Origin of the sequence: Methanohalophilus euhalobius (assembly GCF_900215215.1) — an archaeon.
GTDB lineage: Archaea > Halobacteriota > Methanosarcinia > Methanosarcinales > Methanosarcinaceae > Methanohalophilus > Methanohalophilus euhalobius.
In genome coordinates this window covers 406,054-420,195 of record NZ_OBDR01000001.1, presented here as the reverse complement: position 1 = coordinate 420,195, position 14,142 = coordinate 406,054, and the positions used below count along the sequence as shown (strand labels likewise).

The window sequence follows — 14,142 nt, the reverse complement described above, 5'->3', positions numbered from 1 at the left end:
CCCGAACACAGAAGATAAGCCTGCCAGCGTTGTATACTGTACTAAAGTGCGAGAGCCTTTGGGAACTATGCATCGCTGCTGACTCAACTTATTGACTTTTACTAATTCTCTATATTTTTTCTTAATTATGCTATCTGCAATATCTTTCCTCCTACTATCAACTCGCTAGATAAATCAATACCAAATCTCCAATTTTATTACAGCCTGATGCTGAAGGGAAGATTAGAGGAAGAGGATTTAGATAGATCGAATGAATTCAATAAAGGAATAATGGTTTATTTCCCTGATATTCCTTCAATCATCTGCTTGCCTTCTTCTGTAGCACTATATATTATCCAATTTCCTTCTCTGGTTCCTTTAATAATACCACTTCCACTTAATATTGAAAGGTGGTACGATAACTTTGAATCAGGTACTTTCAGAATATGCTTTATTATGCATACACAGAGAGGTTGCCTGGCTACCATATATAGTATCTTCAATCTGAGTGGGGATGATAATGCATGGTGAATCTCACTCCATCTTTTGAATTCATCTTCAGGAGGCATTTTTTTATAAAGGTTGTCCACTCCTCCTTTATGTTCTATTTCGCATTTTATGGGTTCGGGAATAATCATTTTTTCACCTGCTATAATAAAGACTGAACTTGGATATATTGTCTTTCTCCTTTTCACATTTTCCATTACCATTCAAATACACATATATACTATCACCGGTATCTATTGCTCCCATGACCGCTGTATTCGAAATACTGCAAAAAGACGCAGCTGGCCGTATTGGTAGACTGCATACACCACATGGTGTTGTTGAAACACCAACGGTTATGCCAGTTATCAATCCCAACATAAACACAATACCCTCTTCTGAAATGCATCAGTTTGGTGCACAAATACTTATTACAAATTCATATATCATTTCTCGCAAGGACAAACTCAGGAACGTCGCACTGGAAAAAGGCCTGCATCATCTTCTGGATTTTGATGGTCCCATTATGACAGATTCAGGTTCTTTTCAACTATCCGTTTATGGGGATGTTGAAGTAACAAACGAACAGATTATAAAGTTCCAAAAAAACATTGGTTCTGATATTGCAGTCCCCCTTGACATTCCAACCCCTCCTGATGTCTCTTACAAAAGGGCAGAAGGCGAACTTGAAACTACTCTTGAAAGAGTGATTGCAGCCAAGGAAATTGTAACAGATAATATGCTTTTGGCGGGTCCTGTACAGGGCTCCACTTATCTGGATCTCAGGGCCCACAGTGCGAAAACCCTTTCAAAACATGCCTTTGATGTATATCCTATCGGAGCTGTGGTTCCTCTCATGGAATCCTATCGTTATGCGGATCTGGTTGATGTTGTTATTTCTTCCAAAAAGGGTCTTGATCCTGTGAAACCGGTCCATCTATTTGGTGCCGGTCATCCAATGATGTTTGCTCTTGCTGTAGCAATGGGATGTGACTTATTTGATTCAGCAGCTTATGCCCTTTATGCAAAAGCAGGACGCTATATAACTGTTACCGGAACATCTCATCTTAAAGATCTTCAGTATCTTCCATGTAATTGTCCGGTGTGTTCTGCTCATACTGCATCGGAAATTAAATCTGCTTTCAACTCCACAGAATTACTGGCAAGACACAATCTGTATGTGACCTTTGCAGAAATTCGCAACATCAAGCAGGCCATAAGGGAAGGTAACTTGTTAGAACTTGTGGAACAGCGGTGCAGGAGCCATCCCTCAATGCTGTCAGCTCTTAAAAGATTGTACAATTACAGTCCCTGGCTTGAAAGACTTGATCCGTTTTCCAAATCCACTTTCTTTTATACCGGGCCCGAATCCTCAAAAAGACCGGAAGTTGCACGATTTAAAGAAAGACTTGGCCGCTTTAATCTGGATGGTAAAATTCTTATACGCTCAAAATCTGTGAAAGACGAAGCAACTTATGATCATGTCCTGAATTTCAAGCCTCCATTTGGAGCATATCCCGTTGAACTCTCTGAAGTATATCCTTTCAATGCGGAAATCCCTGATGAAATGGATCCAGGTGCAATAGGTGTGGCGTTACAAAACGTAATAGGACTTATTAGTAAAAACAGGAATGGATTATTTTATTTGAATCTCCCAAAACAGTACACTGTTCATCCACTCTATGAAGATCTCAAGAAGAATGCCATTCCTTTAGATGAAATGCCCAATGAAAATCTTTAACTAAACTGACAGAAATCACGGATTTGAATCTAATCCCGGGTGATTTACTTGGTATCTACAACTGGATCAAAGTCCCGCAACCCCTATCTGGAACTACTCAGGCCTGAAATAGCTGATATGGATCTTGCCCTGCCGGCAGCAAGTGCATTGCTTGCATCATATATATACGCCGGAGGTCTACCTTCGGTTTTACCTTTCATTATTGCAATTATTGGTGGTTATGCTGCGATAACAAGTTCTTATGTGTTCAATGACTGTTGTGATATTGATATAGATAAGATTAACCTGCCCGGAAGGCCCATCGCATCTTCTACTCTCACGCAGGAACAGGGGCTCAAATATGCCTTTGTCCTTGTAGTTATTGCATCAATAGCTGCCTTGTATCTGAATCCCGAGTCTTTTGTGGTACTTGTGATAGCAGTTAGTACTATAAGCATATATTCAAAATTTGCTAAAAGATCTACCTACTTAAGCTTTGTACCAGTGGGTATTGCATACGGGCTTGTACCGATTGGTATCTGGCTTGCTTTTGATCCTGCGGGAATTCTAAAGGGTGCGGACACTTCCATTCTTCCCCTTCCCGGGATTTTCCTGGGTATTATGATGTGTGTTACCGATTGGGGATTTACTCTTTCCGGTGTCTCCAGGGATGTGGAAGGTGATCGGGCTAAAGGTGCGCCTACATTCCCTGTAGTATTTGGTGTACCTGCGACATCTAAATTGGTGACTGCCTGTTGGATTATAGGTGTAATTTCTTCCCTCATAATAGGTTGGACGGCACAACTTGGTCCTATTTTCTTCACAGGGGCAATTCTTGCGGGGATGTGGATGATTATCCAGTCCCTTGATTTCATCAAAAATCCTCTGCCCGAAAGAGGAGGAATGCTTTTCCTTCAGGGTTCTCGCTACAGGGGCGTAATGTTTGGTTCCCTGATAATTGATGTAATTCTGTCTATAGTTTCTGAGGGTTATGTGAATATTCTATGGTGATTTATAATGGATGCTGATGTCATTGTGGTCGGTGCTTCCCCTGCCGGTTTAGCTGCTTCCAGAGTAGCGTCTGAGCAGGGTTTGGATGTCCTTTTAATGGACAAACAAGACGTATTGGGTGAAAACACACATCCTGCTAACACTTTTTTTAAAGGAATGTTTGACAGGGCCGGTGAAACTGTGGATAGTTCCTATGTCCTCAAAAATTTAAGAGGGGCCAATATTGTAGCCCCTTCCGGATCCTATGTGGGAGTCGAAAGTCCCGCTTATTTTCTGGACCGCCCTGCATTTGACCGGTATTACATACAGAAAACCAGGGGTTCAGGTGTTGATATTGCGACATCAGTTGAAGCATATAATGTATTGAAAAATGATGAAGGGGTTTCTGTGAGTACTTCGCAGGGCACCTTCGATTCTAAACTTGTAATAATCTCAGATGGAATCAATTCTAAACTCGCTTCTCTTTGTGGCCTTTCTGCAATGAAACATCCGGATGATATAGCTTGGGCTATGGAGACAGAGGTAGAAGGTGAGGGGATTGGTGAGCCGGACATGTTTGAATATTTCGTGGGAAGCGTGGCTCCCGGATGGAAATCAACTTATTCTCCCTGTGGAGGCGACAGGGCAACCCTGGGTGTCTATGTAAGAAGGCATGGCAGGGATGTATCTTCCTTTTTTGATAGGTGGGTGGATAAATTCAAGCGGATGAAGGGTTTGTCAAATTTAAGCATAGGTGAAGTGAAAACCGGAGGGGACCCTATCGCTACTATTCCCAACCAGATGGTTGCTGATGGTATTATGCTTACAGGAGGTGCATCCGGACAATCGGGCATTGGCTATTCCATACACGGAGGCAAAATGTGTGGAAAAGTTGCTGCTGAAAGTATACAGGAGGGGAATACCTCTGCTCGTTTCCTGTCCCGTTATTCACATAGGTGGGCAAAGGAATACAGGACCGAATATTATTTGGGTAGAATGGCGCTTGAAACTCTTCGCAAAATGGATGATAGTGAGATAAACAGTATGATGGAAGTTTTCAAACAGGAGGACCTATCTTTCCTCCAGGGTTCATCTCTTCAAAAAGCATTACAGGTCTCTCTTTTCATGCTAAAAAAGAAACCGTCATCGCTTCTTGGATTTAGTGCATTCCTGAGAAACAGGTGATGTGTGGTAACATGAAATACGATTTTTATAGAAATCCCTTCTTCAAGGTTTATGCTACTGTTGAAAACGGACGTGTCAATATGCATACCTCAGGTCTTGCATCAAAAGCAGTGAAACCGCTGCTATCAGATATGATGGATATGTTCGATGGTTCCAAACCGGCCCTTGTAAATGGTGAGTCTCTTGTGTTCTCCACCTGGATGCCCCCTATCCCAGGAAAGGCTTTTGACAGGTTGGTTTCCAGCCAGATGGGGTATATGAGGGGGAAAATGGTTCCTGAACAGGTGACAATTTCCATCACCGAGGAATGTCCCAACAGGTGTCTGCATTGTGCGTTGCCTAATACAAATAACAGGGCATCTCTTTCACCCGAGATTGTAAAAAATGCTATTGACCAGTGTCTGGAAATGGGTTCAACTTTAATTATTTTTGATGGGGGCGAACCTCTGTTATATGAAGGACTTGAAGATCTCATTAACTATGTTGATAATGAGAAGGCAATAAGCGGTCTGTTTACTTCCGGTGTAGGTCTGGATTTTGCAAAAGCCCTGGCATTAAAAGAAGCAGGCCTGAATATGCTCAGTGTCAGTCTGGACAGTGCATTCGAAGCAAATCATGACAGGATGCGTGGCAGGACAGGTGTTTACAGGGCTGCTATGTCTGCTATAGAGAATGCCCTTGATGTCGGATTACTGGTAAATATCTATGTCGTAATTTCTCCTTCTAATATCGATGAGCTGGACGATTTCTACCAGCTTGCAAAGGACATGAGTGTACATGAGATCACCTTTTTTGAGATCGTACCCACGGGTCGATGGTTTGATCATAAGGATGACCTTCTCTCATCCGGGGACATGCAAAAATTCAATGATTTTATTGAGCGTTCAAACAATATGAGTGGACCCCGTATATTTTCGGTTCCTCATGTATTGCGCAAAATGGGATGCTTTGCGGGTAAAAAATGGTTGCATATAACCCCTGAAGGAAATGTCAGTCCATGTGCATGCATACCAATTTCGGTGGGTAACATACATGAAGAAAAAATAAATAAAATATGGGATAGAATCCGGAAAGATCCTGTCTATAAAGCAAAAACATGTCTTATGCGGGATGATAATTACAGAAATCAATATGTCCTTAAATATATATGAAATATAATCAGGGTTTCCCCGGATAATTATTTCCATTCTTATAGAAGACCGGACTTCTGGAGAGTCATGAGGTTTTCTGTAGTAAGTTTCTCGCCGGATTTGAACTTATCAAATATATCCTCGGCATCCTTACGGACTTCTTCCATGTCTGCGCCTTTCCTGCCACCATCTTTCTTCTTGAGTTTGCGAAGTTCTTTGTCAATATCCCGGATTTCCTTCTGAGCTGCAATGAAAGCCTTGTGCTGTTCATCTGCTTTTTCCTGGATTTGTACAAACTCTTTATGTGCAGTATCGGATTCCGCGCGTATCTTATCCGCTTCTTTGAAAGTGGTAATCATCTTGTCATGATATTCCTGAGCTTTCTGAGCATATTCAGAAAGGGTTGTATGGTAGCCGGAAGCCTCTTCCCTGATTTCCTGTGCTTCCGTAAGCAGATCGTTTAGCTCAGTATTACTTTCAATTTGCTTTTTCTTTGTATCATAAAGTTTCCGGAGTTCGGATATCTTGTTGACCAGTTCTTTTTCTTTTGATGGTGTAAGCACTTCGGTCTGCTGTGAGAATTCCAGCCTGTCGATATCCTTGCGAATCTCTTTCAGGGATGGTCCCGTAAGATTATTGGCACTTCTGAGCTCATCAACTTTTCCAAAAAGTTCATTTGCCTTTTCATTGGTCTTATCACGAAGCCCCTTGAATTCCTGGACTTTTTCGTTGTTTTCATCACGAAGTTTTTTGTATTCCTGTGCTTCGTTGATAAGATCCTTGGTCTTTTTGTTGAGCTCATTGCGTTTAGATGCAAGTGTACTTGCCTGTGCATTAAGTTCATTACGTTTATTCTTGTGTTCTTCAGAGGCGTCCCTCAGATCTTTCCTTTTGTCTTTCAGTTCTTTTTGCATATTCGATTTATCCTCCCGGTCCAGCAAATGTAGCTGGCATTTCATGCATTTCTAATGCACGATACTTCAGGACCCACTTTATTGTAGTGAATCAATCACGGAAATTAATGCCCTAAGATCCTTCTTTGAAATTATGACATCTGCATGTTGATGGAGAATTGGTTTTGGATTGAATGCAATCGAATAACCTGCTCTCTTAAATATACAGACATCATTTGCCCCATCTCCTACCACGATACAATCTTCGGGTAGGAAGCCATTCTTTCTGGCAATTTCTTCAAAGGCAACTTCTTTTGAAAGGTTTTGTGTCATAGGGCCAGACACTACACCTGTCAGATATCCATTTTTCACCTCTAGAGTGTTGGCATATACGTAATCGATGTTGAGTAATTTTGCAACCCTGTCAGAGGAAAGAGTAAATCCTCCGGATAACATTGCAGTTTTGTATCCAAGTGATTGTACATGCTCAAGGAGTTCTTTTGCACCAGGCATTAGTTCGATCTTTTCAACCGCGTCCTTTGCCTTTGTAATTTCCAGACCTTTAAGGAGTTTCACTCTTTCCAGAAGAGCCAGATGGTAGTCAAGTTCTCCTCTCATTGTGCGATCTGTAATCTGTGCAACTTTGTCTGCCACTCCTGCAGCAAGTGCAAGCTCATCGATACACTCAGCATCTATTAGGGTGCTGTCCATATCAAAAACAATCAGTTTAGAAAAATTTCTGTTAGAATTGCTGGCTAAAGTCACTTCATCAAACCTGATCATTTGAGATAATAATAGAGGTATGTAGGAAATATGGCTGTAGATTAGTTACATTGCTTTTAACTTTTTCGGATAATAATATCTGCTATTCCCTCTCTTGTTTAACAATTTAGTACTGTTATGTGTAAATCCAAAAATAATATATGCTACGTAGTTATTTTCCCTCTGTGATTATATGGTAAAAGTAGGATTTATCAAATTGGGTAACCTGGGTATGAGCCAGGTCATTGACCTTGTACAGGATGAAATTGCAGCCAGGGAAGGTATCAGCACCCGCGTGTTTGGTACTGGTCCCAAAATGGACAAGGAAACAGCAGCTTCTACTGATGAATTGAAGGCATGGGAGCCTGACTTTGTTGTAATGATCAGCCCCAACGCAAGTGCACCGGGTCCCAAATCTGCCCGTGAGTTATGGAACGATTATCCATGTATTGTCGTCTCTGACGGACCTACCAAGAAAGATGACAGACAGGCTCTTGAGGATGCAGGTTTCGGTTACATTATAATGACTGTTGATCCTCTTATCGGTGCCAAGACAGAGTTCTTAGATGCTGTCGAAATGGCCTCCTTTAACTCTGATGCAATGAAAGTCCTTTCCACTTGTGGTGTGGTCAGGCTTCTCCAGGAAGAACTTGATGCGGTAACTGCTCAGGTCGATGAAGGCAAATCCGGTGCAGACCTTGAACTTCCACACATTCTTGCAAAACCACAGAAATGCATTGAACGTGCCGGTTTCAATAACCCTTACGCTAAAGCAAAGGGTCTTGCAGCCCTCCACATGGCAAGCAAAGTCGCAGAAGTAAACATGCCAGCCTGCTTTATCCTTAAAGAGATTGAAGATGTTGCTCTCACTGCAGCAGCAGGCCATGAACTCATGCGTGCAGCCGCACAGCTTGCAATTGAAGCCAGGGAAATTGAGAAAGCCAATGATTCTGTGTTCAGGCAGCCTCATTCCAAGAAAGGTGCCCAGCTTCAGAAAATAAAACTTTATGAGAAACCACAGAAAGTGTAAACTCACTTTCTTTTTTATTTTTAAGAAATGGATCCACTGACAATTGTTATTATTGCACTACTTTTCTTTGCACTGGCAGTGCTTTTAACGGCCTTTTTCTTAAAATCTGCAATATTGATGTCACACCAGCAGGATGAAGATATAAACCTGAAAGAAAAGAAATTATAATTTTTATATGTTTCATTTCGGGCAGGACTTATTTATCAGTATGAACATATACTATGCTAGTTGGTATAGTTTATATTAGATTTCTAAACGCAGGTGGTTTTTTGTCGGAAACAGATTACAAAAGTGATGTACATATTATCACAGAAAAGGTAAAATCCGAAGAGCCTATTTTAATAGAAGGGTTCCCGGGTATCGGGCTTGTGGGTAATATTGCAAGTCAGCAAATAATTGAAGAACTCAATATGGAATATATAGGTTCCATAGAATCCCGTTATTTCCCTCCCATAGCAGTGCTCTATGAAGGGATAATCAACATGCCTGTCAGGATATATGAAAATCCGGCTCTCAATCTTATAATGGTTGTGTCGGATATCCCCATCAATCCTTCTATTTCCTATGATGTAAGTAAGGCCCTTCTTGATTGGGCTGAGTCGGTAAATGTAAAGGAAATCATTTCAATTGCCGGTATTGCTACCATGAGTGAAGAACCCGTTGTATTCGGTGCTGCTACGACTGAGGAAATGCTGGAACGCATAAAAGAAAAAGTGGAAATATTCCAGATGGGTACAATATCGGGTATATCCGGCAGTATTATGGCGGAATGCTTTATGCGTAAACTTCCTGCCATCAGTCTTCTGGGAGCTACACAAACCCAGAATCCGGATCCAAGGGCCGCTGCAGCTGTAATAAAGATACTAAATGACTTCTGCGATTACTCAATAGATACGGAAAGTCTCATCGAGCAGGCTGAGAAGATTGAAGCTGAGATGCAGAAACTTGCAGAAGATGTGCGGAGCACGGAACAGCCTTCTTCCACCAGGAAAGAGTTCCCTATGTATGGGTGATCTAAATGGAATATGTTGCTTTAACCGGAATCTCTCATGATGTAGTTACAGATCTTAAGAACCATGGGCTAAGGACGATTGAGATCAGAAGTCCTCATAATTTTTTCACGGCACTGAATCTGCACGTAGGAGATAATATTTTCCTTACTTCCACAAGTACACAGGATTTGACTGCAGGCACAAAGGGTATTATTGTAAAACTAATGCAGCATCAGGTTTCTACGCATCGTATAATCAACGGTACGGATAATTTTTACGAGGAAAGGGAAATGACCATGATACGTATCCAGCTGCAATCTAGATGTATGGCAAGGGTGAGGAAAGTGCTCTCCAATCAGATAGGGCAGATTACCCTTGTTGATGCCGAAGAAATGTCCTTCTATGATGCCCGTTGATCAATCAAAGGTATTCGGGATTATTCCCAATGCCTTTTCTACTTTTTCCAGCATGTCATAGCGTATTCCGATAGGTACTTCTTCGCTGCTATACTTGCTGTGTTTTCTGGATCCTTTGCAGCCAAAAGACAGACCAATTCCTTTATTCAGGGTCCCTGCTACACAATCACTGCATACAGAAGCTGCGCCGATTGTTTGAATGTCTGCCGGAGCTCCATTATAATAGGCCATCGCCTGGATTATTCGCATTGCTTTTTCCGGTTTCAGGTACAAAATACAAAGATCAAATTTTGTGCTGTTTTTTGAAAGAGGTTCGATTTTCAAAGTCCCGTATTCCTTTTCCAGCCGGCTGAGGGAAAGGACCGCATTTTCTGCGATTTCGTATGATGCGTATCTACCTGTATTAAAATAATATTCAGCCGGGGGTTCATTGCTTTTACCAAGTATGAATTTGCCGACTCTGCATCGTTGTGCTGTAATCAAGGATTGTTTTCCATATCTTGCATCGGTAATAATTTCGCAGAAAAGTTTCTCCGATACGTCCCCTCTCGTACTGTCCTGGAAAGTAATACAAACCGGACTTCCTTCATCCATGATGCCCTTTATGCTTTTCATCCACTCATGTACCACCGCGTTTACCCCTTTTCTTTTTCTCTTCTCCTGCACATCGATGAGCAATCCTTAATGGTTCAGGCATTTTGTTTCCTCTCAAGCACTTTTTTGTGATATCCAGGCAACTCCTGGTAGATGTCAGATGTCCGACTGTAATTACGATTGGTTTTGTTTCGGGCAATACTTTAAGGAGCCAACCTTTTTGTGTTCCTTCATGATACAATGGCTGGGCTTCTTTTTCTTTTTGTGGCATTTTTGCTCTGCCACAAAAAATTCTTTTTGTAATCCCGATTGTAGGCTTATCCAGGACCACTCCAATATGAGAGGTAAACCCGGCGTTTGCAGGATGGGTGATACCACAGGCATTGATCATAAGCAGATCGGGTTTGTGGTTGAGCTTCTGGTAGGCTCTTATTGTCCCTTCCCCCTCACGAAATGAAAAAAATCCCGATATATAAGGAAAACTTATCTTTCCAATATGAACTGTCCTTTCGACAAATTCCATTGTGGGATATTTTAGTACGACAATACAGCATATTACAAGGTCTTTGAAATAGGTACAGTCAGTACCCCCAATAAGTTTGATATTTTCAAACCCATCAATGGTGACAACCTGTCTGCCTATTTCTTCCTGAAGATTTCTGAACCACTATAGAGCGGAATCTGGCAGTTTTTTCATGAAATTTCTGTCTTTATCGTGGTAAACACAGGTCCCCGTATGTCTATTTTCTTGTTTTTGCCGGTCACGTAACGCTGGGCAAGGGGGGAGAGTTTAATGTTGATTTCTGCAGGTGTCTTTATTATTCGTGCACGTGTCTCAATTTCAGTATCGCCTTTTGCAACAGCATCTTCGACCTCTGTTGCGGCCTTTGCTGCCAGTGCTTCAATAAACCTGACACCAGTCCTTGCTGAATGATTGGAAAATGCTTTTTTCCATTTTTTATTATTTGGCAATCCCAGGATATCGTTATTGTAAATTACAATCTCATTAAAAGCAGCCGGGCCACAGAGTTTAGTGTCTTCTTCTGGTTCAATAACTGAAACCTTTACATTGTGCCCTTCAATTTCTCCTTCCCATGCAGGGAACTGGCAGGGGCTGGGTTCGGATGCATGGGCCTCACACTGTTTAACAATGGCTTCGAATATTTCCCTGCCCTGGGGTGTTTTAGGTATCATGTCAATTTCGACATGTCTGGCAAGTTCGCTGTCGGACATCTCCCATTCAGAGTACAATTCCATCTGTGGATAGCTCATGCCCCGCAGGTCAGTGGCCTCATGGATGATCATGGCAAGCCTTTCAACTCCAAGGCCCAGATTCATCACAGGATAGGGTATATCATATTTTGAAAGAGGTATCGGGGAATATATTCCAAAAGTAGCAATTTCTACCCATCCATCCGAATATTTGGTATTGGAATCTACAAGTTTTGGGTGGTATGCAAATACCTCTATCTGGGTATCCGGACTGTAATATTTACTGCGTTTTTCATCGGGCCTGAACTGGAATTTCTCAAAACCAAACTGAGACAACAGGGCCTGGGCAACAGCTTTGCCGTGATCTACGGTCACATCCTCGTCCATGATAACACAGGATGCTGAATAATAGGTCATAAGCCTGGCAGCATCTTCCTGTTGTTCCCGACGGAAACACCTGTCGATGGAGAACAAATTGAATGGTGGTTCACGGCGCTTGAGAATCTCTGAAAGGCTGATAAACCAGCCGGAGGTCATATGGCTGCGCAGGGTACGTTTGCCTGCTTTGGGTGTCAGTTCCTTAAATTCCGGGAACACCTGATCTATTACTTCGACTATGAGGGAATCTGACACGTCCAGTTTTGCGGCCATTTCGGGGACAAGATCATCGCCTTCGATCTCTCCTTTCTTATAGGCGTGCAGGACCTTTCGTATTATATCAATATCTTCTGTGGAAAGATCTCCCAGCATTTCTTTTATTTTAGAGATACGCTCATCGGATATGCCGGCATTTGGTCGGGGAAGTCCTGCCAGGTAGAAACATCTGTCAAGTACGGCCAGTGCTTCATGGCCGAATTGTTTGTGCACTTCCTGTTCATCAACAATAATGGGATTCATCATCTCCTCAAAACCCATGCGAAGGTAGGCTTCCCTGAGTTTAGCAATAGTATCATAAACAGGATGGGGTTTACCATAGTTGATTGATGTTATAGGATAGCGCTCATTGAACAGGGGTTTTTTGATATATTTTGCGCTATCGTTCCAGGCCCTGTCAAAATCTTCGCTGGCATCTTCTCTTATTTTATCAGGATCGAATTTCATATGAGTTCCCTTTTAAATTTGCTTTATTTCCTGAGAATTCGTCATTAATTTCTGGAATTTATATTGCTGTAATGCGTGTGTCAGATCTCCTCTGGTCTTTTCATTCAGGGATCTGAGATTTGCGGTAATTACATCAGGGTAATCAAACATTATTAAAAGTGAATAAATGTTATCCATTATCTGTAAATATTTTTCCCCTCTGCAGGCTTGTCTTCTCTTATCAGATCAAGTACATGTCTTCTCAATTCGCCGCCGACTTCTGCCAGGCCACTATGATAGGCTGAATCTTCGACTTCCATCTGCTGATGAGTTGGCAATTCTTTGTGTCTTATTTTCACATAGTATAGAATAGGTAATAATACATTCCGCATATTCCTGCTGTGCCTGGCCCACAGGTCCTTTGTAATATATTTCAGGGTATTTTCCCAGGGTTTCATTCATTTCCTGGATATAATTACGAGCAGTCAGGAGATTCTTTTTGACAGTATCCCTGTCTTTGCGATGAATGGCGATAGTAGTTGTACGGCACGCTCTGACAAGTTTACGTGACAGGGCCAAGCCCCTTTCCCGTGCAGCATCCTTTTCTTCAAAATTTCCAATAAGGATACCGGTAATAGAATCCATGTTTCCTGGGGATTATCTAGATAAAAAAAAGATACCTGATGAATTATTCATCCACAGGTATTGTTTCAAGCTGACTTGCTACATTCCAGATTAATGTACGGGTATGAAGGGGAATGTTTGGGTCATTGCTGATGTCTTCAAGAATGGATATGCTTGAAGAAGCTCTCAGGAAAAGGGCTTCACTGTCATCGTTTAATTTTTCTACGACTTCGGTGGCGGAGCGCCTGATATTTCTTGGGACTGAATTATCGTTTGCTATGTGCTCCAGTACCTGTGTGCATTGCTCTATAACATCTTTAGTATTAACAGACAGCATTTTGATCACCTTGAGTTAATTAGGGACATAAAATAAGGGTTAGTTCTGTATGTCTAACTAATAATCTCATATAAAAACTTACCCGTTTGCTGGAATCTTATCTTATGGAAGTTGCTGCCCGATTCAGTCAGATTTAAATTCCTGGGTGGACTATTACCTCTTTGTACTGAATGCTGTATTCCGGCCACATATTATTCTTTTAGTTGTGATGTGATAATAATGGGAAGAAATGATGACGATGCTAAAATAAGAAGAATTTCCAAATTGCTTGAACTGGGTGGCACAATGCTTGCACAACATTGTGATACTTGTGGATCTCCTTTATTCCGTTATCAAGGGCAGGTCCTATGTCCTCTATGTAACGTTGCAGAAGAGGGGGAAGAGGACCAAAATGAAAAGGTAGAGGAAATGATTCCTTCTGTTGAAACAGAAGTATCCACGGGAATAAAAGAGGAGTTTGAAACAGAGCCTGTTGAAAGTAAATCGAAGGTTTCTTCGGAGCAACCGCACGCCAACTTTCAGGAACCAGTATCTGATTCATTGCATGCTGAAAGGAAGGGCTCAAGTCCCCTTGAACAATTGATAGAATCCAAACTTGTTGAAATAGCAAAAAATATTCAATCAGAATCAGATCCCCGGCGTGTAGAAGACGCTTTTGATCTTATCGAGAGGGGAATGAATATTCTGGAAAGGATAAGGCACAATTCCTGAT

General features: G+C 41.7%; 18 protein-coding genes and 1 rRNA gene. 10 read left to right on the top strand and 9 right to left on the bottom strand.

All coding sequences use genetic code 11. The features are described from left to right. Positions 1-84, top strand: a 5S ribosomal RNA gene (rrf, locus tag CP947_RS02190); the annotation flags it as partial. Positions 85-275: 191 nt separating this feature from the next. Here the strand turns inward: rrf and CP947_RS02185 are convergent. Then, on the bottom strand, positions 276-689 hold the full coding sequence (locus CP947_RS02185; RefSeq protein ID WP_241645706.1) for an ArsR/SmtB family transcription factor: 414 nt from the start codon (positions 687-689) through the stop codon (positions 276-278). A gap of 41 nt (positions 690-730) precedes the next feature. Here CP947_RS02185 and tgtA point away from each other — a divergent pair, with 41 nt between their 5' ends. The 4 genes from tgtA to CP947_RS02165 are packed head-to-tail and all read left to right on the top strand — an operon-like array spanning position 731 to position 5,511. Then, positions 731-2,206 (top strand): tRNA guanosine(15) transglycosylase TgtA, encoded by a 1,476-nt coding sequence (gene tgtA / locus CP947_RS02180; protein WP_096711601.1) that lies wholly within the window; start codon positions 731-733, stop codon positions 2,204-2,206. A gap of 48 nt (positions 2,207-2,254) precedes the next feature. Beyond that, positions 2,255-3,196 carry a UbiA prenyltransferase family protein gene (locus CP947_RS02175; RefSeq protein ID WP_096711600.1) on the top strand — a complete coding sequence of 314 codons (942 nt, stop codon included), beginning with the start codon at positions 2,255-2,257 and terminating at the stop codon, positions 3,194-3,196. Between the two features lie 6 nt (positions 3,197-3,202). Further along, entirely contained in the window at positions 3,203-4,360 is a 1,158-nt protein-coding gene (locus CP947_RS02170) for an NAD(P)-binding domain-containing protein (RefSeq protein WP_096711599.1), read from the top strand. An 11-nt stretch (positions 4,361-4,371) separates the two neighbouring features. Then, positions 4,372-5,511 carry a radical SAM/SPASM domain-containing protein gene (locus CP947_RS02165; protein ID WP_241645708.1) on the top strand — a complete coding sequence of 380 codons (1,140 nt, stop codon included), beginning with the start codon at positions 4,372-4,374 and terminating at the stop codon, positions 5,509-5,511. A gap of 38 nt (positions 5,512-5,549) precedes the next feature. Here CP947_RS02165 and CP947_RS02160 read toward each other — a convergent pair whose 3' ends face one another. Next, positions 5,550-6,404: a coiled-coil protein gene (locus tag CP947_RS02160; protein ID WP_096711597.1), complete on the bottom strand. Its 855-nt coding sequence runs from the start codon at positions 6,402-6,404 to the stop codon at positions 5,550-5,552. Between the two features lie 78 nt (positions 6,405-6,482). Further along, the gene (gene serB, locus CP947_RS02155; RefSeq protein ID WP_096711596.1) at positions 6,483-7,166 is read right to left on the bottom strand and encodes a phosphoserine phosphatase SerB; all 684 of its coding nucleotides are present in this window, start codon (positions 7,164-7,166) and stop codon (positions 6,483-6,485) included. A 172-nt stretch (positions 7,167-7,338) separates the two neighbouring features. On the opposite strand from serB, the gene CP947_RS02150 reads away from it, so the two are divergent. From CP947_RS02150 to CP947_RS02140, 4 genes are all read left to right on the top strand, one after another. Continuing rightward, on the top strand, positions 7,339-8,175 hold the full coding sequence (locus CP947_RS02150) for a F420-dependent methylenetetrahydromethanopterin dehydrogenase (RefSeq protein ID WP_096711595.1): 837 nt from the start codon (positions 7,339-7,341) through the stop codon (positions 8,173-8,175). Between the two features lie 27 nt (positions 8,176-8,202). Then, complete coding sequence (locus CP947_RS10470) at positions 8,203-8,343, top strand: hypothetical protein (protein ID WP_157769641.1); 141 nt, start codon at positions 8,203-8,205, stop codon at positions 8,341-8,343. 101 nt (positions 8,344-8,444) lie between these two features. Further along, a complete protein-coding gene (locus CP947_RS02145; RefSeq protein ID WP_164908980.1) occupies positions 8,445-9,188 on the top strand; it encodes a proteasome assembly chaperone family protein in 744 nt (247 codons plus the stop codon). A gap of 5 nt (positions 9,189-9,193) precedes the next feature. Then, a complete protein-coding gene (locus CP947_RS02140; RefSeq protein WP_096711593.1) occupies positions 9,194-9,583 on the top strand; it encodes a DUF473 domain-containing protein in 390 nt (129 codons plus the stop codon). Here the strand turns inward: CP947_RS02140 and CP947_RS02135 are convergent, their stop codons facing one another. From CP947_RS02135 to CP947_RS02115, 6 genes are all read right to left on the bottom strand, one after another. Next, the gene (locus tag CP947_RS02135; RefSeq protein WP_241645712.1) at positions 9,584-10,198 is read right to left on the bottom strand and encodes a DUF169 domain-containing protein; all 615 of its coding nucleotides are present in this window, start codon (positions 10,196-10,198) and stop codon (positions 9,584-9,586) included. A gap of 4 nt (positions 10,199-10,202) precedes the next feature. Beyond that, entirely contained in the window at positions 10,203-10,820 is a 618-nt protein-coding gene (locus CP947_RS02130) for an endonuclease V (RefSeq protein ID WP_096711592.1), read from the bottom strand. Between the two features lie 50 nt (positions 10,821-10,870). Further along, positions 10,871-12,490, bottom strand: a complete 1,620-nt coding sequence (gene sepS, locus CP947_RS02125; RefSeq protein WP_096711591.1) for an O-phosphoserine--tRNA ligase — start codon at positions 12,488-12,490, stop codon at positions 10,871-10,873. 176 nt (positions 12,491-12,666) lie between these two features. Beyond that, positions 12,667-12,789, bottom strand: coding sequence for a hypothetical protein (locus CP947_RS10900; protein WP_279387819.1), 123 nt, complete (start codon positions 12,787-12,789; stop codon positions 12,667-12,669). Next, the gene (locus tag CP947_RS02120) at positions 12,761-13,114 is read right to left on the bottom strand and encodes a translin family protein (RefSeq protein WP_096711590.1); all 354 of its coding nucleotides are present in this window, start codon (positions 13,112-13,114) and stop codon (positions 12,761-12,763) included. The genes CP947_RS10900 and CP947_RS02120 overlap by 29 nt, the downstream gene beginning before the upstream one ends. A 43-nt stretch (positions 13,115-13,157) precedes the next feature. Beyond that, the gene (locus tag CP947_RS02115) at positions 13,158-13,430 is read right to left on the bottom strand and encodes a UPF0147 family protein (protein ID WP_013037155.1); all 273 of its coding nucleotides are present in this window, start codon (positions 13,428-13,430) and stop codon (positions 13,158-13,160) included. A gap of 219 nt (positions 13,431-13,649) precedes the next feature. On the opposite strand from CP947_RS02115, the gene CP947_RS02110 reads away from it, so the two are divergent. Next, a complete protein-coding gene (locus CP947_RS02110; RefSeq protein WP_096711589.1) occupies positions 13,650-14,141 on the top strand; it encodes an Sjogren's syndrome/scleroderma autoantigen 1 family protein in 492 nt (163 codons plus the stop codon). Position 14,142 lies beyond the last annotated feature (1 nt).

Coding starts and splice junctions, on each gene's coding strand:
- CP947_RS02115 (WP_013037155.1), bottom strand. CDS start 13,430: ATGCTGTCTGTTAATACTAAAGATGTTATAGAGCAATGCACACAGGTA.
- CP947_RS02120 (WP_096711590.1), bottom strand. CDS start 13,114: ATGGATTCTATTACCGGTATCCTTATTGGAAATTTTGAAGAAAAGGAT.
- CP947_RS02140 (WP_096711593.1), top strand. CDS start 9,194: ATGGAATATGTTGCTTTAACCGGAATCTCTCATGATGTAGTTACAGAT.
- CP947_RS02165 (WP_241645708.1), top strand. CDS start 4,372: ATGAAATACGATTTTTATAGAAATCCCTTCTTCAAGGTTTATGCTACT.
- CP947_RS02185 (WP_241645706.1), bottom strand. CDS start 689: ATGGTAATGGAAAATGTGAAAAGGAGAAAGACAATATATCCAAGTTCA.
- CP947_RS02160 (WP_096711597.1), bottom strand. CDS start 6,404: ATGCAAAAAGAACTGAAAGACAAAAGGAAAGATCTGAGGGACGCCTCT.
- CP947_RS02170 (WP_096711599.1), top strand. CDS start 3,203: ATGGATGCTGATGTCATTGTGGTCGGTGCTTCCCCTGCCGGTTTAGCT.
- tgtA (WP_096711601.1), top strand. CDS start 731: ATGACCGCTGTATTCGAAATACTGCAAAAAGACGCAGCTGGCCGTATT.
- CP947_RS02135 (WP_241645712.1), bottom strand. CDS start 10,198: ATGAAAAGCATAAAGGGCATCATGGATGAAGGAAGTCCGGTTTGTATT.
- sepS (WP_096711591.1), bottom strand. CDS start 12,490: ATGAAATTCGATCCTGATAAAATAAGAGAAGATGCCAGCGAAGATTTT.
- serB (WP_096711596.1), bottom strand. CDS start 7,166: ATGATCAGGTTTGATGAAGTGACTTTAGCCAGCAATTCTAACAGAAAT.
- CP947_RS02110 (WP_096711589.1), top strand. CDS start 13,650: ATGGGAAGAAATGATGACGATGCTAAAATAAGAAGAATTTCCAAATTG.
- CP947_RS10900 (WP_279387819.1), bottom strand. CDS start 12,789: ATGGAAGTCGAAGATTCAGCCTATCATAGTGGCCTGGCAGAAGTCGGC.
- CP947_RS10470 (WP_157769641.1), top strand. CDS start 8,203: ATGGATCCACTGACAATTGTTATTATTGCACTACTTTTCTTTGCACTG.
- CP947_RS02150 (WP_096711595.1), top strand. CDS start 7,339: ATGGTAAAAGTAGGATTTATCAAATTGGGTAACCTGGGTATGAGCCAG.